Below are 17,271 nucleotides of genomic sequence, written 5' to 3'. Positions count from 1 at the left end.
TCCTAAATAGTACTTCTCTCGCAGAAGAGCGTCAGGGTCTCCCGAGTTGCTGAGTAACCATGGGTATACATGCCTGGCTCTTCGACCCCGGGGAAGCTCCTCCATCCTCGCCTTTTTTTTTTTTTTTCGGCTGGAGTCATGTTGTCTTCCGGGAAAGTGAGCCCGTCGACCTTCCCGTTTGCTGCATTTCGAGGCTCCATCACTTTCAGGCCTGCATCCTAACTGTCTACGCTTAAACGGCAGGGTTACCCTTGCCGCTCCAAGACTCGCTATTGGTGGCGTGGCTTTCGCCTTTCCAAGCAGGGGTTCCACCTGCTAAGTTACTCAACCTAGGCTCGGTCGCTCCACTTCGTACAGTAGAATTCGAACAACCCCCACTTTTCTGCTCAAATCAGCAAAATCTAATGTACCAAATACAGTAGAATACCATTTTCCACTCAAAAATCAGATTTCTACTGCACAAAATACAGTTACCTTACCAATTCCACCGCCGTAGCCTCTACGTACAGCCTTCAACGCAAGTGTGAGCATTAGCGTGAGCATCAGCATTAGCGTGAGCATCAGCGCCAGCATCAGCGTTACACTTCCCGTGCTTCACCCTCACCATGCCTCACTCATGCCTCAACCATCCCTCATCCTTACTCCCCGGCCGCGTCCTTACTTCCCCGCACCAGCTGACTATAGAGGCCGCCCTGCCGGAGCAGCTCCTCATGCGAGCCCTGCTGAAGCAGGCGTCCGCCCTCAAGCACCAGGATGCGGTCGGCTGCGCGGATCGTGCCCAGCCGGTGGGCGATCACGAAGCTGGTCCGGCCGCGCATCAGCGCCTGGAGCCCTTCCTGAATCTTGATCTCGGTCACCGTATCGATGCTGCTCGTCGCCTCATCCAGTACCAGCATAGACGGATTCGCCAAAATTGCCCGGGCAATAGCCAAGAGCTGCTTCTGTCCCTGGCTGATACCGCTGCCGTCCACAGACAGCATCCGGTCGTAGCCGTCCTGGAGTCTCATGATGAAGGCATGGGCATTGGCCAGCTTCGCAGCCTCCTCCACCTCTTCATCGGTTGCATCCAGCCGGCCGTAGCGGATATTATCGCGGATCGTACCTTTGAACAGGAAGGAGTCCTGGAGGACGAAGGCCATATGGCTGCGCAGACTCTCACGGGTGACCGTTGACAGCTCCCGCCCGTCCAGCGTAATGCTGCCCCGGCTCGGATCGTAGAAGCGGGACAGCAGGCCGATTAGCGTCGTTTTGCCAGCACCGGTAGGTCCGACCAGCGCAATCATCTCACCGGGCTTCGCTTCAAATGAAATATCCTGCAGCGTATCTGCCCCCCCATCATAGGAGAAGGAGACCTCCGAGAACTTCACAGCGCCCTCAACATGCGCAAGCTTCACCGCCGCGCCCTCATCCCGGGCCTCGGTCTCTTCATCCAACACCTCGAAGACGCGCTCCGCACCGGCGATCGCCGACAGCAGCGTGTTCCATTGGTTCGCCAGATCATTCAGTGGCCGGGTGAACTGGCGGGCATATTCGGCAAAAGCGATAATAATCCCCACCGTCACCAGCCCGCGGATTGCAAGCAGCCCCCCGACTCCGGCCACGATAGCAAAGCTCAGGTTGTTCAGACCATTCATCAGCTTAGGAATGAAGCCCGAAATCGATTGCGCCCAATACCCCGACAGCATAATCCGTGTATTGCGCTCTCTGAAGCCGGTAATTACCCGCTCCTCCTGCGAGAAGGCTTTGATAATCCGCTGTCCGGACAAGGTCTCTTCAATGAACCCGTTCAGCTCACCCATATTCCGCTGCCGCTCCTTGAACAGCGGGCCGGTCCGCCGGGTAATCCAGCGCATGCCCAGCATCATCAGCGGCACCACAATGAAGGTTAGCAGCGTCAAGAGCGGGCTGAGCCATAGCATTACGCCAACCGTTCCCACCAGCGTCAGAATACTGGAAAAAATCTGAATCGCCGAGCTGTTCAGCGTCGAGCTGATATTCTCGATATCATTGGTCAGACGGCTCATAATCTCTCCCTGCTGCCTGCGGTTAAAGAAGGAGATCGGCAGGCAGTGCAGGTGTGAGAACAGATCCGTCCGCATCCGGTAGACCGTCTCCTGGGCCACTTCGATCATCCAGACATTTTGCAGCCAGGAGACCAGGGAATTCAGCAGGTAGACGAGCGCCAGCACCAGCAGGAAGAGCCCCCACGTTCTGCCGCCCTCCCCGCCCAGATAGTCGTCCACTGCCCGGCTGATCAGGTAGGGTCCAAGAAGCGACAAGGCTGAGCTTAGCAGAACCATGAACAGCACCAGTACCAGCTTTGTCCGGCGTTCAGCGAGATAAGTCCATATGCGTCCTAATGTGCCAGACCAGTTCTTGGCCTTCGCCTTCGGCTTCCGGCTGCCCATCGCCCCGAAGATCTTGGCTTCGCCGTGGCCTACTTCCAGCTTCGGATAGCGGAACGGCTCAATGAGTGCTTTGAACATGCTGCCCCTCCCCTGTCTGCGATTGATAGATTTTGCGGTACAGCGAGGACTCATCCATTAGTTCGGAATGGGTCCCCTGCGCAATGAGCCGGCCTTCGTCCAGCAGCAGAATTAGATCCGCCGAGGCAGTGGAGCTAATTTTCTGTGTGATCAGGAAGGTCGTGCAGGACAATTTCTTCAGCTCTGCCAGCAAAAGCCCCTCCGTCACCGCATCAAGCGCACTGGTGCTGTCATCCAGAATCAGGATCGCCGGTCTGCGCACCAGCGCCCGTGCAATGCTCAGACGCTGCTTCTGCCCGCCCGACAGATTAACTCCGCGTTGCCCAAGGGCAGTATCGTAGCCCTGCGGCAGCCCGGCAACTGTGTCATGAATCTGTGCTGCCGCTGCTGCCTGCTCAATCTCTGCCTGACTCGCCGCTGCATTTCCCCAGGCTATATTCTCCCGGATCGAGCCGGTGAATAGCAGTACCTCCTGAGGTACATAGCCAATCGAGCCCCGTAAGGTCTGCATATCCATCTCCGTATGCTTCTGTCCGTCCACCAGGATGCTCCCGCTGCCGCATTCATACAGCCTGGGAATCAGCGTTACCAGAGAGGATTTGCCTGAGCCGGTCGCGCCCATAATCGCCACGCGTTCCCCCGGCTGCACCGTGAAGGAGATATCGTCAAGCACCTTAATATCACTGTCGGGATAGCTGAAGCTGACCCGCTGGAATTCCACCTTGCCTTGAACAGCTGACGCAAGACCTTTTCCAGAAGTCATACCCAGCTCGCCCGGGCCATCGCTTGCCGCCATCACTTCAGTGACCCGTCCCGAAGACGCCCGTGCGCGGGAGAAGCTGACCATAATCCAGGATAGCGCTGACAGCGCTCCCATCGTCCGCAGCGAGTAGTTAATGACAGCAACTGTCTGCCCCAGCGTCGCATCCCCTGTAGAGATCTCTATCCGCCCAAACCATAACACGGCCAGAATACCGGCGTTGACGATGATCATAATGAACGGGGTTGAGGTCTCGGTAAGCCGCAGCGCAGCAATAGTCGATCTCATCAGCTCTCCGCTGAACGTTGCGAACCGCCCGATCTCATGGCCCATCCGCACAAATACACGAATCAGCCGGATACCGGTCAAATTCTCCTGAATCACACCATTCACGCCGTCGAGCCGGCTCTGCACATTGCGGAACAGCTCGGACGCTCTGCGCATCAGCCAGATCATGAAAATCACCAAAAACGGCAGCGTCACGGTCAGCAGCAGCCCCAGCTTGATATGTACCACAAGCGCCATAATCACGCTTCCAATCACAACCAGCGGAATACGGGTCATGAACCGTAGCCCCATGAATATCGTATCCTGAATTTGTGTTACATCCCCGGTAAGGCGGGTGATCAGAGATGAGGTAGGGAAGCGGCTAAAAATATCGTAAGAGAACGACTGTACCTTTTCATACAGCTTGTCACGCAGGTCGAATGCGAACCCCTGACTGACATGCGACGCAAAAAAGGAGCTGAGTATTCCCGCCAGAAACGCCACAGCGGCACTCCCTACCAGTACACCGCCCCACAGCCAGACGACAGCCGTGTCCTGTTGCCGGATACCGTCATCAATGATTTTGGAGATCAGCAGCGGCTGCGACAGCTCCACGGCCAGCTCAATCAGCATCATGACCAGCGCGGCAATAGCGGCGACCCGGTATTTTTTAAGAAAAGTCAACATTAGCTTCATCGAAGATACCCCATTTGCTTATTCGTAGAGCGCATCCCGCAGGCGGGTAGACATGGCAGAGCCTTGTCCCGACTTCAAAATGACCCGGCGCAGTGCCTTGTTGCTGCGGTTCAGCTCGGTGAGCTCGGCCAGCATGTCTTCCAGTAAATTCTCCGTATCGGGGATGAGCTCCCCCTTCTCCCGCAGCGCATTAATCCGTTCCTTATATTGCTCCAATTTCTCTGTCACCTGACTAACTTCCCTTCTGTTCACTATATTCTCCTGCTGAAGACACAATTGCGTTCATTATAGCACATCCCGGGCGGAAGCAATGTTTGCACTGGCTACTCCGGCCCCGAGTATGATACTCTAGAAAGGTCGATTTTTGGGTCGTGTTGCAGATTAGCTCAACAGTGAAAGGATAGATGGACGTGGCACAATTATTTTTCAGGTATGGAGCTATGAACAGCGGCAAATCCATTGAGATTCTCAAGGTTGCACATAATTATGAAGAGCAGGGCAAGTCGGTGCTCCTCTTCACACCTTCCATTGATAACCGGGATGAAGTGGGATACATCTCCTCCCGGATCGGACTGCGCAAGCAGGCTATTCCTATCGACGAGCAGACCGATATCTACAGCATTGTCAGCTGCAGTCTGCCGAAGCCGCACTGTGTACTGATAGACGAGTGCCAATTCCTGAGCAAGGACTGCATCCTGCAGCTGGTGCGTATTGTGGATGAGCTTGACATTCCGGTGATGGCCTTCGGCCTCAAAAATGATTTCCAGAACAATCTGTTCGAAGGCAGCAAATATATGCTGATCTACGCCGACAAGATCGAAGAAATGAAGACCATCTGCTGGTTCTGCGCACGGAAAGCCACCATGGCGCTGCGGGTCGAGAACGGCAAGCCGGTATACAGCGGCAAACAGATCCAGATCGGCGGCAATGAAGCCTATTACCCGGTCTGCCGTAAATGCCACAAGAATCCTCCATTGTAAAATACCCTAAAACAGAACATTAAAACGCACTCCAGCCCTCAACAGGCCAGAATGCGTTTTTTTGTGTTCCAGTCTATTGAACCGCTTGAAGCGCCCTGTGCTCATCCTCCTTGCGGACGAACAGATCATGCTGGATCGTAGCCTTCCCGCCGAAGTCAGCACGCCGTGTGGTCTCTCTCATTCCGCCATTAATCCGGGAACGGTGCGGGATGCCAGCTGCTGCAAGGCGGCTTTTGACCCGGAGATATTGTCCCTGATCGAACGTGGTGTACACTAATGTGCGCTCCCTCGGGACGAAGACATGCCAGATACCTCTAAGCAAGCCCACATGCGTCTCCTCCCTTTAGTTCAGATAACGTTCATGAAGAACCCGCAGATGATGCCGTTCATGTCCGATGATCAGAGCAATCTGCGCTCTAACCGACATCGCAATGCCATTGGAGCTGCCTGTACGGGTATAATCATTATCCACCAGACTGTCTACCAGCGCCAGGGTGGACTCCCGGACGATCCGGTAATGCGCAATCATCTCTTGCAGCGTGAAGCGGTCGAACGCCCCGGCAGCCGCATAATCATTCTCTTCATAGCCCGGCAGCGGCGCCTGTTCTCCCCTCGCAAAACAAAGCAAGCGGTAAGACATAATGCGGTCATTATCCGTCAGATGCCCTAGCATTTCCTTGATACTCCACTTCCCGGGGGCATAGCGGTAGGCCCCTTGCTCCTCTGTCAGCCCGCCGAGCAGAGCCAGTACCTCCTGAGTCTGCTCTCTTAGAATAACGCCCAGTGCTCCTTCCGGCGGCACCAGTGTAATATATCTGGACTGAAATTCGGTATACTCTCCTTGCGCAGGACGCTGATTCATGGTAAAAACCCCTCTCCAAACCAATTTTCAAGAAATATTTGCCGGATTGTGTCAAAACCTGTTGTTGTATCTTAGCCTATTATGTATAATATCACCAGGATTACAGATTTGTTAATCTATTTCCCGGGAGTGTAAGCATGCTGGATTTTGTGCTTTATATGGTGTTTTCAGTTTTAGAGAGTTCTGCCTTATTCTATCTGGCATTTAAAATTTTCAAACTCGACATTTATCCAAAAGAAATTGTGTTTGCAGGCTTAATTATGGCATTCATTTCTTACACCCTTCGTAATAATTATGGGCTCTCTAAAATAGACGTTTTTCTCCAGTATACTTTAACTTTCCTATTTATTTGGCTTTTGTTCAGGATTCATATATTTTTTGCTGTTATTGTAACAGGCGTTGCTTATCAAGCATATATGTTAATTCAATCAGTTCTATATTTATTTATAAATAGTACCGGTATATATGAACTGAAATTCCCTTCCATATCTATAGGGATATATATTTTGCAGATTTTAACTTCTGCAGGAGCATTCATTGTTGCTTACAATATAGGCGTAAAAAGAAAAGGCTTTGATTTCATTCCTGATAAACCTGAGGGAAGAGTTACAATTAGCAAAAGTGATAAAATATTATTTGCTTTGTGTATCCCTTCTGTTCTTGTAGTAATACTGATGCTTTACCTTATTGAATATTTACCTCACTTTTTCTTTGTTATACCTTTATTTTATGGTTTTCTATTATTTGGATATCTCTATTTATCAAGTCAAAAAAATCGTGGTGGAATATATTGAACACTCTTGCTTTTAAAATTTCGACGGCTATTAAGAACGCAAATCCAGAAGAAACAGGTTCTATCGAGGTCTTGCAATACTCTCTCAATATTATTCTAAATACTTTTCTTATTATTACCTGTTCTTTATTTTTCGGCTGGTTGCTGAACAATACAGCAGCTACGCTATTGTTTTTCGCAAGCTTCTCCGTACTAAGAATTTTTTCTGGCGGATTTCATTTAAGAACAGCTACTGCATGCAATATAGTGACCACCCTGCTTTGTGTGCTTACCCCTTACTTTTTTATTTTAACGGGCTCTTTTCTTCTGATGGCTTTCAACATGATTAGCTTTATTATAATGTGCTTTTTTGCCCCTAATCCAGATAAAAATGCCCGAATTCCATATCATTGGTTTCCTCATTTAAAAGTTATCTCTATTTTTCTAGTAGCATGTAATTTTTTTATTGGCTCATCGGTTTTAGGACTGGCTTTTTTTGTTCAATCATTAACCGTATTACCCTGGAAAAGGAGGTTGAAATTATGAAAGCCATGACAGCTAAATACGTTTCAAAAGCGTTAGAATCTTCCGCACGCTTCTTTGTTTCCGTTATGAAGATTAGTCTGCACAGCCCTGAAGCTCCTCAAGAACTGCGTAAGTAATCATACAAGGATGGGGAATACATGCGTGTTCTACTAAATGACGGTTCTTCCCGCGATATCCTGGAAGAAGATATATTGTATTTCTCTAATTATAAAAATACAATATTCGTCCATACGAAAGAAGGCGAATTTGTTTTCCCCACCACTCTTTCCGATCTCTTATCAGCTTATAGGGATGAAGGGTTCGAACGGCTAGATCGCAGTAATGTAGTGAGTCTAAGCAACATTGAAGCTTATGATTCGGAGCGTAAGATCGTTCTGTTTAATCAAGGAAAACAGTTTGCCCATGTATCGGAGTCCAACGAATCCAGAATTAAGAAATACTTGACTAATCGCGAATTCGATGATTAATTCACCGTAGAATGTAAAGAGAGCAGCGATCCTTTTTATAGGTTCGCTGCTTTTTTGTAGTCATATATGGCTAATAAAAACAAAATCAATCATTATCACATATTATCCAACTTATGTAAAGTAAAATTCAGAGGGCGAATGACAGCAGACGGATTATATTCCAGATGGTACCATTTACATAGAAGCATTTCATTAATATCTTAATTATCTTTTCCACTACTCTCAACCATGATGGAGGAATACAATGGATACTTACTTTCATCCTTCTCCGCGCCCCTCATCACTTGAGCTATTGTCTAACGAACAATTAATGAACATCTACGAATTGGCGCTGGAAGCCAAGGCTTCACCGGATTTTATCCAGATTATCAGGAATGTTCTCACCACGCGGAATCTTTCAGGTACCCAACATCATTAGAATGCGAAGCTCTCCACCCATAGGATATACCTCCACAGATGCCAAAAAACCATCCTCCACAATGTGCGGGGATGGTTTTTGGTGAGCAACAAGCTTACGCCTACTCGATGATTTCGGTCTTGAACACATTCTCCAGCTTCCCGCCGAGCCGCTTCTTGAGGGGAACCTTGATATCGCGTCCCAGCTCCTTGAAGAAGGTCTCGGCATCACATTTGACGTTCTGGGCCATAGCAATGACAGTTCCATCGGCAACGATATTCTGATTCACTTCAAGCGGCACATCTACTTCAATATCGTATTTTTTGGTCAGTGTCTTGATGTATCTTGCAAAAATCTCCAACAGCTCTTCGTTGTTGAAATTCTCGATAGCCGCTTTCCCTTTGCTGGTGAACTTCATATTGATTCTCATGATTCTTATCCCCTTTTCTGTCTAACCATTTGTAGTTTGTTTATGGATCAAGATGAATAGATGGCTGCAAGAAAGGGCAACATTATTCATTTTGCAAGCACGCTAAGCCGGGCCCTTCTTTACTTGTACACGCCCTTGATCTGTTGTACTTTGAACTGGGTGAATTCCTTCAAGGCCTGAATGACCTGATCCTGTTCCTCTTCCTTCAGCTCGAAGATACCTTCACGCAGCCATTCTCCGAATAAGTATGCCTGACGCCCTTGGCGCGGCTGCCTGCGGAGACTGTCCAGACTTCCCTCGAATATATCGTTAAGCACATCGGTCAGGTTGTACTTCTCGATCTTCTCTATAACCATTCCTGCCCCATATTCCGTCTCATAAACGATGACCTCGTCAGAATCAAAGGAAACATATGACGTTTCTTTGTCTTCCTTCGCCCGGAATTCCTTCAGCTTGTTGAACGCCGTCTCGTAAATGTAGTCCTGGGACTGATTATGCTTAGGCAGCTTGTAGCCCTGCTTCAGCGTCTTGATGTACTCAATATCAGGCATATAGTCGGCCAAATGATACATCCGGTTCTTGAGATCCCCTCCGAGTGCTTCAATGATCTTATCCAGGTTATCCTTAAGCGGGATACTCTCTCCCCGTTCAATCTTGCTGAGCTGTGAATAACTGATGCCGCTCTTCTCTTCCAGCCCCCTGAGGGTTAACCCCCGGGCCTTCCTGAAGTGCCGGATGAAATTCCCCAGCTCATCGGGGTAATTATCGAAATCGTTCATAAGAGCCACCTCTACCTATATCATAACACAAGACAACAATTTGTGTTTCATAATAACAATTGTTTGTGTAAATTCTTTAGGCGAGAAGCGTAAAACCCTCCATATCCCCTTAATATATGGGGTTAATTCCCATAAATGAGAACCATTCTAATCCGTTTTCCTTATTCTCTCAAATAGACCCCAATCTTATCCGATATAACCTAATGTAAACTTAATACCACAACTGGAGGAATGTTCATGTCTTACACAATGGAAGTCAATCTTGCAAAAAACCAGGTGATCGTCAGAGCCTACGGCCTGACTGAGAGTGACGTACCCGCCTACATAGCAGATTTTGAAAATGCTCTGAAGCAGCTGAAGCCAGGCTTTACCGGAGTAACTGATGTGACCGGTTCCCCAACCGTGCTCTCTCCTGAAGTAGCCGCAATGCTCGCTCCCACCGGTGACCGCGCGGTAGAAGCAGGAGTAGGCGGCTGGGTATACGTTGCAGACTCCCCGGTCTGGAAAATGCAAATGAAAAGACTGTTCGGCAAATTCGCCGTGCATTATCCTACATATCAAGAAGCCGATGCTTACCTGAGCAGTCTGGGCAACCAGTCCGTTAATTAAGGTATATGAAATATAAGCTTATATTTATAACAAAACCGACCAAGCAATGGCTTGGTCGGTTTCTTTTACATAACAGTAGCAGCCATTCCGGTAACTAGCGCCTATAGATTCACCACATGTAATGACCCAGGTGCTTTTTGTTATTCCTTAATACCCCGGTCAAGGACGCCGCACACAATATAATATAGAGTCCCAGGAAAAGCGGCATGGACAGGACCGCCTTACGCTCAACAATCCCCATTCCAATAAAAGTCATCCCTAATATGAGATAGGGCAGGACCATCCCTCTTTGAAAAGAGGCCCGCTCCTCCTTACTCAAACTATCCCTAACGGATTGCCGAAGGAACACATCAAGTCCAAAAAAGTGACAAGCCGCTTGTGTGAGCATCCAGATCCCTAAAAGAATCTGCGCTATGATTTCTCCCACCTCCTTTGCTTATCCCTTCATTATAAACTAAAAAAAGCCACTCCATGAAGGAGTGACTTGATTTACTACCTATTTGTCGTACAGTCTAATGAATGGCTAAGTATCTTTATTGCCTTCGTTGCAATGTATGTATGCGCTTGTAACTGGTGTTTTCAGACTCACACGCAAGTCATGATCCAGACGCGGCTGTTAATCAATGGGGACTGTCTCGGGCTCATCCTAAACGAGAGAACATACAAGAACAACACTCTAACGGGTAAGGATGTGGGTACCTTCCTTTCATGACGGGTGCTCCCGCCTATCTGTCTCCAATTCTGAGAGTTTTTTCTCACCGACCGCTTGTATGGAGCCTGATTGTTGCACATTTTGCAGGATTACACTTAAAAATATTAATGGCCACGGTGCATTGTTGCATTATTTGCAGTAATTCCGTTGTTTAGAGCAAGTTAGCGCTGGCTTTGTTGCATTTCATGCAGGATTTCAGCATCGGTCGATTCTATTGGGCAACATTGCTGCACTTCTTGCAGGATTTCTCTACAATGTTACGGGCTGTGAAGCATTAGGCCCATACATCATCGCAGCAGTATAAATTGTATTCGGTTTTTCGCATACAAACTACTTGGGTGTAGTAAAACAAAATACCACTTGCTATTGGGGAATACAATTTCCCATTAGCAAGTGGTATTTATTATTATGCTATTCCGGTATTTTTAGGCTCTAGACTACTTAACCCTTCACATATCCAGCCCCTAACCCTTTCAAGACACCTTATGCTCAATGCGCAGCTTATCCGCTACCATGGCAATAAATTCCGAGTTAGTTGGCTTGGATTTGGAGATATTAATGGTATAGCCGAACAGGTGGGAGATGCTGTCGATGTTGCCACGGGTCCAGGCGACTTCAATCGCATGGCGGATGGCGCGTTCTACACGGGAAGGCGTGGTCTTGAATTTCTCGGCTATAGCCGGATACAGCGTCTTGGTGATGGCACCAAGGATCTCAATGTTGTTATAGACCATGGTGATGGCTTCACGCAGGTACTGATAGCCTTTGATATGCGCAGGGACGCCGATTTCATGAATGATTGAGGTAATATTCGCATCCAGGTTCTTGCCCTTGGACAGCGGAACCACATTACTGGAAGATCTGGAAGAAGAATAGCCGGACATGCTTCCGGAAGTGCTCATACTGCCCTGCGTGCCAACCAGCTGGCGCACACGGTTCGCCAGAACCTCCATGTCAAACGGTTTCAGAATATAATAAGAGGCGCCAAGCTGAACGGCTCTCTGCGTAATATTCTCCTGGCCAAAAGCGGTCAGCATAATGATCTTGGGCTGCGGGTTCAGATCCATATCACGCAGGCGTTCCAGCACGCCGAGGCCGTCCAGATGCGGCATAATGATATCAAGAATAAGGACATCAGGGATCTTACGTGCTCCGCTGAGCATCTGTAGTACCTCTTCCCCATTATAGGCAATGCCTGTTACGGTCATATCTTCTTGTTCAGTAATGTACTCGGCGAGCAAGTTCGTGAACTCCCTGTTATCATCGGCCAACAACACTTCAATATTCTGCACTGGCTACTTCCTCCTTATATATCTGCTATTCAGAAAATAATGATCATCTTCTCTCCCTATAACTTTCGACATCAGGTTTGAATATCCTTCTGTCGAAAATTATTTTTCTTTATTTTTTTTCGGTGTTGATTTATAATTAAATATTTTGTTTCACGTTTCGAGGATAATCGCTGCCCTTCGACAAAAAAATCTTAAGGCTAAACCGCCTTAAGATTGTATTGAGGCTCCTGATCCTGTTGAACCACACCGGAGTCCCTGAGCATCCACTCAATGAAGCAGCCATACCCTGACTTGGGATCATTGACGAACACATGGGTCACTGCACCGATTAGACGGCCGTTCTGGACAATCGGGCTGCCGCTCATTCCCTGGACAATCCCTCCGGTCTTATCAAGCAGACGCGGGTCGGTGATGCGCAGCACCATACCCTTAGTAGCAGGGGTCTGCTGACGGGCCACATGGATGATCTCTACGTTGAAGCGTTCGACCTGCTGACCATCGACAACGGTAAGAATTTGCGCCGGTCCTTCCTTCACTTCAGTGCTCATGGCCACCGGAATCGGCTCCTGATATAGGCTGTGCTCAGGATTACGGGTCATTTTACCGAATATTCCGAAATCCGTGTTGCTCTCCACATTCCCGAGAACCTGGCTTTCCTTCAGAAAATGGGCCCGTTTCTCCCCAGGATCGCCATCCTGGCTCTTGGAGATTGAAGTGACGCTGGACTGCACGATATGGCCGCTGCCGACCACAATCGGCGTACCTGTGTTCATGTCGGTGATGACATGCCCAAGGGCCCCGTACACACCCTGCTTCGGGGCGTAGAAAGTGAGGGTCCCTACACCTGCTGCGGAATCCCGGATGTAGAGCCCGAGCCGCCACACCTTGTCTGTGCGGTCATAAGCGGGCTTTAGCTGAGCTGTGTGCTCTTTACCGCCGCGTTTGTAGACGATGCTTAAGGAATCATTGCTCCGGCCGGCTTGCTCGACCAGCCTTGCTACCTTCGATACCTCGTCCAGCTTCACCCCGTTAATGGAGATCATCAGATCGCCGGGCAGGATGCCGCTGTTCTCGCCTGGTGAAATCTTGGACTGCTCCGATACTTCAATCAGATGATGACCTACCACCAGCACGCCTGCCGACTTCACCTTCACGCCAATCGTCTGACCTCCGGGGATGACCTTAAGTTCACTCTCGGTTCCCTGTACCGCCCTAAGCGGCTGATGTTCAAGCGGTGCTGCGTGGATCTGTGAGGGTCCCGTTATGCCTGATAAACTGAGAAAGAAGGCAAATAAAAGGCCGGGCATTAACTTCCTGAGGTTAGGCTTCAATGGCTGTCACACTCCCTTTTGCTTCTTTCGCTTGACGAAAAAGGTGGTCGCCAATTGCGTACCTATAAGATAACCTTGCCCTCAGGCTTTTATTACTGTCAATCATTGTCCCGCTTAGCTTGCAGCTGCCTTGCTGGCCTCGGCCAGACCCAGCATCTCCTGCGCGTGATGCAATGTTTTTTCGGTAATTTCCACACCGCCCAGCATTCGGGCCAGCTCCATTACGCGGCCTTCGGCCGAGAGCGAGTCCACCTCAGTCATCGTGCGTCCGTCTTCGACTTTTTTGGCAATCAGATATTGATGATCTGCCATACAGGCCACCTGCGGCAGGTGGGTAATGGAGAATACCTGGCAGGTGGAGGACAGCTTATACAGCTTGTCCGCGATGGACTGGGCCGCCCGTCCGCTGACCCCGGTATCCACCTCATCGAAGATAAGGACAGGAATCGCATCATGCCGCGCAAAAATACTCTTCATCGCCAGCATGATCCGTGACAGCTCTCCGCCTGAGGCGATCTTGCCCAGCGGACGCAGCGGCTCGCCGGGATTCGGGGAGATCATGAATTCAGCACTGTCGATCCCCTGCCGGGTCAGACGGTACCGCCGTCCCTGATACTCCATACCGCGCGGATCTTCTAGCGTCTCCATCTTCACCTGGAGGGAGGTCCGCTCCATCTGCAGATCCTTCAACTCCCCTTCGACCTGTGAAGCAAGCTCAGTTGCGCACTGCCGCCGCGCTCCGCTCAGCGCTTCAGCTGACTCCATTAAGATATGAAGCAGGCCATCGCGTTTGGCCGTTAATTTCTCAATATATTCGTCCTTATTCTCCAGAAGATCCGTCTCCCGCTCAATCTGCTGATAATACTCCAGAATCTGCTCCACGCTATCCCCGTATTTGCGCTGCAGTCCGGTGATCAGATCCAGCCGGTTCTCAATATCCTCCAGCCGTGCCGGATTGAATTCGATCTCTTCACGGTAGTCGCGCAGCTGAAACGCCGCATCCTCCAGCTGGTAATAAGCCGACTGCAATTGCTCGAAGACTGCCCGCAGACCCTTCTCGTCATACCGCACCGCATCTTCAAGCCTGGAGATTACATTGCCAATGGACTCCAGCCCTTGCCTGTCATACAGCAGCTCGTATGCGCCGGATACTGAATCCATCATTTTCTCACTGTGGGATAGTTTTACCCGTTCTTCGGCAAGTAATTCATCTTCTCCCGGTTTTAGTCCCGCAGCAGAAATTTCCTCCAGCTGAAAACGGTACAAATCCAGCATCTGATACGCCTTTTGGCTGGATTCCTGAAGTTCCCGGAGTTCTTTTTCCACTTTAGCGAAGGCTGTATATTTATCCTGATAATCCGCTTTGAGCGGTCCGATTACCGCCTCCCCATAGGTATCCAGCAGACCCAAGTGACGTTCAGCCTTCAAAAGGTTCTGATGCTCATGCTGTCCATGAATATTGACCAGCTGCTCCCCGATTTCGCGCAGCATGCTCAGATTGACCATCTGGCCGTTCACGCGCGAAGTACTCTTGCCCTGGGAGGTGATTTCCCGGCGGATGACCAGATGCTCCTCACGTTCTGCCCCGATGCCCAGCCGCTCCAGCGTATCCCAGACCGGGTGACTTCCCGGCAGGCTGAAAAGCGCTTCCATTTCGGCCTTCTCACACCCATACCGGATGGAGTCAGCGGAACCGCGTCCCCCGGCAATGAGTGCGAGCGCGTCGATGATAATTGATTTTCCGGCACCGGTCTCCCCTGTAAGGACATGGAACCCCGGATAAAAATGCACATCCACCGCCTCAACCACGGCCAGATTGCGTATAGACAATGTCTCTAACACGAATACAGCACCTCCGACATGATGATTGCCTGTCTGCCCGTAAGCAGAACTACGATATATAGCCCATAATTTGTGAAATAACGTCCTTGCTGTCCTCCGGCTGGCGGCAGATTATCAGAATAGTGTCGTCTCCTGAGATCGTACCCATAATTTGCGGCCAGTCGATATTATCGATCAGCGCAGCCACGGAATTGGCCGTTCCCGGCAGACATTTCATCACCACAAGATTCGCGGAATAGTCGATTTGTACAAAGTTGTCCACCAGCACCCGCTTCAGCTTCTGGGTCGGGTTGTAACGCTGGTCGGTGGGCAGGGAATACTTGTAACGCCCGTCATCCATCGGAACCTTGATCAGCAGCAGTTCCTTGATATCACGGGATACGGTAGCCTGTGTAACTTGAAAACCCGATTCACGCAGTGCCTCCACCAGATCATCCTGGGTTTCGATTTCCTTTTGCGAGATAATCTCTCTAATCTTGATATGCCTGTGTCCCTTCATTGTTGCCTCCCGTATTTATATAGTGCTTAACTGGATTCTCCGTCGTCCTTGCCGAAATTAATTACATGAATGTTGGAATTCACCGTATCCACATAGAGTACCCCGCTGCAATCCGGGTAGATCAGCAGATAGGGGAGGATGTGGTCCCGGAGTCCGCTGCCGGTGAATTCAAGCTCCTTGCGGGGGCGGGATAGGATGACCAGATAGTAATGCTCCTCATTCCTGGTGGCTACATAATCAATGAACAGCCTGCTGTACATCGGTGCCCCATTCACCTGAAAAGACAGCGGAATCTTCAGCTTGCCGCCGATGACCTCATATCCCGCATCCTCCAGCAGAGCGATGGACGGATGGGACTGAATGACCTTGTTGATCGGCACCCGGTCCTTCATGAAGGAACCCGGGGACCCCTGCAGCCAAATATAGATTCTATAAAGGATAAAGATTGCCGCCGCCAGTCCCATAAGTGCCACTACAGCCTTGTCCGAGCTCGCCACTCCCATCACCTCGGTGAATCTATTCGCGCGAGGGCGGGTGAAATCCTGCTTCGGTCTGACAATCTGCCGCTAATTTCCGGTTCGGGGAGACCTGTAAATTCTTATATTGGCAGCAAAAGAAACTCATCTCTTAGATGAGTTTCCATGGCCCGCAGCGCTGAAGGTTGCATTCGCTTCCTTAATGACCGAGTCGGCAAGCGCGGCGAAATTATTCGGCTGTGCTTCAGCCGCAGAAGTCTGCTGCACTGAAGTCTGCTCCGCAGCCTCAGCAGGCAGCAGCTTCCAGTGTGCCAGAAATTCAATATTGCCTTCCCCGCCGGTAATGGGGGAATACGTCAGTCCTGCAAGCGTGTAGCCCAGTTCGGCTGCCATGGACAGGACGTTTATCAGCACTTCCCGGTGTACAGCCGGTTCGCGCACAACTCCAGACTTGCCCACCTTCTCGCGCCCGGCTTCGAACTGCGGCTTAATCAGCGCAGCGATATCAGCAGGACGGTTCAGCAGCGCCATAAGCGGCGGCAGGATGATCTTCAGTGAAATGAAGGAGACATCGATACTTGCAAAGTCAGGTACCGGTCCCTTCAAATCGGGCGGGGTCATGTAACGGAAGTTGGTCTGCTCCATTACGGTTACCCGTTCATCATTACGCAGGCTCCAGTCGAGCTGGTTATGTCCCACATCGATAGCGTACACATGAGCCGCGCCGTTCTGAAGTGCACAATCGGTGAAGCCTCCTGTTGAGGAGCCGATATCCAGCATGTTGCGGCCGTTCAGCTCGATGCCGAACTGCCGCAAGGCCTTCTCCAGCTTCAAGCCGCCGCGGCTGACATAGGGGTGCAGTGCTCCCTTGACTCTTAGGACAGAGCTGCGCAGCACCTTCATCCCCGGCTTTTCTATCCGTTCTTCGTTCGCAAGCACAAGCCCCGCCATAATGGCAGCCTTGGCCTTCTCCCGGCTGTCGTAGAAGCCTTGCTCCACTAACAGCACATCAATTCGTTCCTTAGGGTGTTCCATGTTCATCTCCCGATCACTTCGGTCCGCCTTCCG

The 17,271-nt window shown here is 50.2% G+C and carries 19 protein-coding genes; 6 read left to right on the top strand and 13 right to left on the bottom strand.

Annotated features, from left to right (window positions below; translation table 11 throughout):
• Window positions 1-638 precede the first annotated feature (638 nt).
• The 3 genes from MKY64_RS05750 to MKY64_RS05740 are packed head-to-tail and all read right to left on the bottom strand — an operon-like array spanning window position 639 to window position 4,437.
• Window positions 639-2,486, bottom strand: coding sequence for an ABC transporter ATP-binding protein (locus tag MKY64_RS05750; protein WP_340951500.1), 1,848 nt, complete (start codon window positions 2,484-2,486; stop codon window positions 639-641).
• Window positions 2,467-4,209, bottom strand: a complete 1,743-nt coding sequence (locus MKY64_RS05745; protein ID WP_340951497.1) for an ABC transporter ATP-binding protein — start codon at window positions 4,207-4,209, stop codon at window positions 2,467-2,469. The genes MKY64_RS05750 and MKY64_RS05745 overlap by 20 nt, the downstream gene beginning before the upstream one ends.
• Before the next feature lie 18 nt (window positions 4,210-4,227).
• On the bottom strand, window positions 4,228-4,437 hold the full coding sequence (locus MKY64_RS05740) for a hypothetical protein (protein ID WP_209871124.1): 210 nt from the start codon (window positions 4,435-4,437) through the stop codon (window positions 4,228-4,230).
• A gap of 182 nt (window positions 4,438-4,619) precedes the next feature.
• Between MKY64_RS05740 and MKY64_RS05735 the strand changes: the two genes are divergently transcribed.
• Window positions 4,620-5,189 (top strand): thymidine kinase, encoded by a 570-nt coding sequence (locus MKY64_RS05735; protein ID WP_340951493.1) that lies wholly within the window; start codon window positions 4,620-4,622, stop codon window positions 5,187-5,189.
• Between the two features lie 73 nt (window positions 5,190-5,262).
• Here MKY64_RS05735 and MKY64_RS05730 read toward each other — a convergent pair whose 3' ends face one another.
• On the bottom strand, window positions 5,263-5,517 hold the full coding sequence (locus MKY64_RS05730; RefSeq protein WP_340951491.1) for a hypothetical protein: 255 nt from the start codon (window positions 5,515-5,517) through the stop codon (window positions 5,263-5,265).
• Window positions 5,518-5,532: 15 nt separating this feature from the next.
• Entirely contained in the window at window positions 5,533-6,051 is a 519-nt protein-coding gene (locus MKY64_RS05725; RefSeq protein ID WP_340951488.1) for a DinB family protein, read from the bottom strand.
• A 137-nt stretch (window positions 6,052-6,188) separates the two neighbouring features.
• On the opposite strand from MKY64_RS05725, the gene MKY64_RS05720 reads away from it, so the two are divergent.
• The 4 genes from MKY64_RS05720 (at window position 6,189) to MKY64_RS05705 (ending at window position 8,254) form a co-directional block, all read left to right on the top strand.
• Window positions 6,189-6,845, top strand: a complete 657-nt coding sequence (locus MKY64_RS05720; protein ID WP_339249505.1) for a hypothetical protein — start codon at window positions 6,189-6,191, stop codon at window positions 6,843-6,845.
• Complete coding sequence (locus tag MKY64_RS05715) at window positions 6,842-7,369, top strand: accessory gene regulator ArgB-like protein (RefSeq protein WP_340951486.1); 528 nt, start codon at window positions 6,842-6,844, stop codon at window positions 7,367-7,369. The genes MKY64_RS05720 and MKY64_RS05715 overlap by 4 nt, the downstream gene beginning before the upstream one ends.
• 137 nt (window positions 7,370-7,506) lie before the next feature.
• On the top strand, window positions 7,507-7,836 hold the full coding sequence (locus MKY64_RS05710; RefSeq protein WP_339249509.1) for a LytTR family DNA-binding domain-containing protein: 330 nt from the start codon (window positions 7,507-7,509) through the stop codon (window positions 7,834-7,836).
• A gap of 244 nt (window positions 7,837-8,080) precedes the next feature.
• The gene (locus tag MKY64_RS05705) at window positions 8,081-8,254 is read left to right on the top strand and encodes a sporulation histidine kinase inhibitor Sda (RefSeq protein ID WP_081751395.1); all 174 of its coding nucleotides are present in this window, start codon (window positions 8,081-8,083) and stop codon (window positions 8,252-8,254) included.
• Window positions 8,255-8,354: 100 nt separating this feature from the next.
• Here the strand turns inward: MKY64_RS05705 and MKY64_RS05700 are convergent, their stop codons facing one another.
• A complete protein-coding gene (locus MKY64_RS05700) occupies window positions 8,355-8,663 on the bottom strand; it encodes a hypothetical protein (protein WP_036698353.1) in 309 nt (102 codons plus the stop codon).
• Between the two features lie 119 nt (window positions 8,664-8,782).
• A complete protein-coding gene (locus MKY64_RS05695) occupies window positions 8,783-9,442 on the bottom strand; it encodes a helix-turn-helix domain-containing protein (RefSeq protein WP_036731967.1) in 660 nt (219 codons plus the stop codon).
• A gap of 237 nt (window positions 9,443-9,679) precedes the next feature.
• On the opposite strand from MKY64_RS05695, the gene MKY64_RS05690 reads away from it, so the two are divergent.
• Window positions 9,680-10,051, top strand: coding sequence for a hypothetical protein (locus MKY64_RS05690; protein WP_036731966.1), 372 nt, complete (start codon window positions 9,680-9,682; stop codon window positions 10,049-10,051).
• Between the two features lie 1,185 nt (window positions 10,052-11,236).
• On the opposite strand, the gene spo0A is transcribed toward MKY64_RS05690, so the two are convergent.
• From spo0A to MKY64_RS05660, 6 genes are all read right to left on the bottom strand, one after another.
• Window positions 11,237-12,055, bottom strand: a complete 819-nt coding sequence (gene spo0A, locus MKY64_RS05685) for a sporulation transcription factor Spo0A (protein WP_036731960.1) — start codon at window positions 12,053-12,055, stop codon at window positions 11,237-11,239.
• Window positions 12,056-12,252: 197 nt separating this feature from the next.
• Window positions 12,253-13,362, bottom strand: a complete 1,110-nt coding sequence (gene spoIVB, locus MKY64_RS05680; RefSeq protein ID WP_081751394.1) for a SpoIVB peptidase — start codon at window positions 13,360-13,362, stop codon at window positions 12,253-12,255.
• Window positions 13,363-13,500: 138 nt separating this feature from the next.
• Window positions 13,501-15,228 (bottom strand): DNA repair protein RecN, encoded by a 1,728-nt coding sequence (gene recN / locus MKY64_RS05675; RefSeq protein WP_340951479.1) that lies wholly within the window; start codon window positions 15,226-15,228, stop codon window positions 13,501-13,503.
• Between the two features lie 49 nt (window positions 15,229-15,277).
• Complete coding sequence (gene ahrC / locus MKY64_RS05670) at window positions 15,278-15,727, bottom strand: transcriptional regulator AhrC/ArgR (protein WP_036698370.1); 450 nt, start codon at window positions 15,725-15,727, stop codon at window positions 15,278-15,280.
• A gap of 26 nt (window positions 15,728-15,753) precedes the next feature.
• Window positions 15,754-16,224, bottom strand: coding sequence for a hypothetical protein (locus MKY64_RS05665; protein WP_235192067.1), 471 nt, complete (start codon window positions 16,222-16,224; stop codon window positions 15,754-15,756).
• A 123-nt stretch (window positions 16,225-16,347) separates the two neighbouring features.
• Window positions 16,348-17,238 (bottom strand): TlyA family RNA methyltransferase, encoded by an 891-nt coding sequence (locus tag MKY64_RS05660; protein WP_340951477.1) that lies wholly within the window; start codon window positions 17,236-17,238, stop codon window positions 16,348-16,350.
• Window positions 17,239-17,271: the final 33 nt, after the last annotated feature.

The organism is Paenibacillus sp. FSL R7-0210, assembly GCF_038009085.1.
Lineage (GTDB): Bacteria > Bacillota > Bacilli > Paenibacillales > Paenibacillaceae > Paenibacillus_AQ > Paenibacillus_AQ silagei.
Note: the sequence above shows the minus strand (reverse complement) of the source record. Positions and strands in the feature narration are given on the sequence as shown.

What these genes read in the sequence shown, in the direction of transcription:
- MKY64_RS05750 (WP_340951500.1), bottom strand. Translation starts at nt 2,486, where the DNA reads ATGTTCAAAGCACTCATTGAGCCGTTCCGCTATCCGAAGCTGGAAGTA.
- MKY64_RS05745 (WP_340951497.1), bottom strand. Translation starts at nt 4,209, where the DNA reads ATGAAGCTAATGTTGACTTTTCTTAAAAAATACCGGGTCGCCGCTATT.
- MKY64_RS05725 (WP_340951488.1), bottom strand. Translation starts at nt 6,051, where the DNA reads ATGAATCAGCGTCCTGCGCAAGGAGAGTATACCGAATTTCAGTCCAGA.
- MKY64_RS05720 (WP_339249505.1), top strand. Translation starts at nt 6,189, where the DNA reads ATGCTGGATTTTGTGCTTTATATGGTGTTTTCAGTTTTAGAGAGTTCT.
- MKY64_RS05710 (WP_339249509.1), top strand. Translation starts at nt 7,507, where the DNA reads ATGCGTGTTCTACTAAATGACGGTTCTTCCCGCGATATCCTGGAAGAA.
- MKY64_RS05705 (WP_081751395.1), top strand. Translation starts at nt 8,081, where the DNA reads ATGGATACTTACTTTCATCCTTCTCCGCGCCCCTCATCACTTGAGCTA.
- MKY64_RS05700 (WP_036698353.1), bottom strand. Translation starts at nt 8,663, where the DNA reads ATGAGAATCAATATGAAGTTCACCAGCAAAGGGAAAGCGGCTATCGAG.
- MKY64_RS05695 (WP_036731967.1), bottom strand. Translation starts at nt 9,442, where the DNA reads ATGAACGATTTCGATAATTACCCCGATGAGCTGGGGAATTTCATCCGG.
- MKY64_RS05690 (WP_036731966.1), top strand. Translation starts at nt 9,680, where the DNA reads ATGTCTTACACAATGGAAGTCAATCTTGCAAAAAACCAGGTGATCGTC.
- spoIVB (WP_081751394.1), bottom strand. Translation starts at nt 13,362, where the DNA reads ATGCCCGGCCTTTTATTTGCCTTCTTTCTCAGTTTATCAGGCATAACG.
- ahrC (WP_036698370.1), bottom strand. Translation starts at nt 15,727, where the DNA reads ATGAAGGGACACAGGCATATCAAGATTAGAGAGATTATCTCGCAAAAG.
- MKY64_RS05660 (WP_340951477.1), bottom strand. Translation starts at nt 17,238, where the DNA reads ATGGAACACCCTAAGGAACGAATTGATGTGCTGTTAGTGGAGCAAGGC.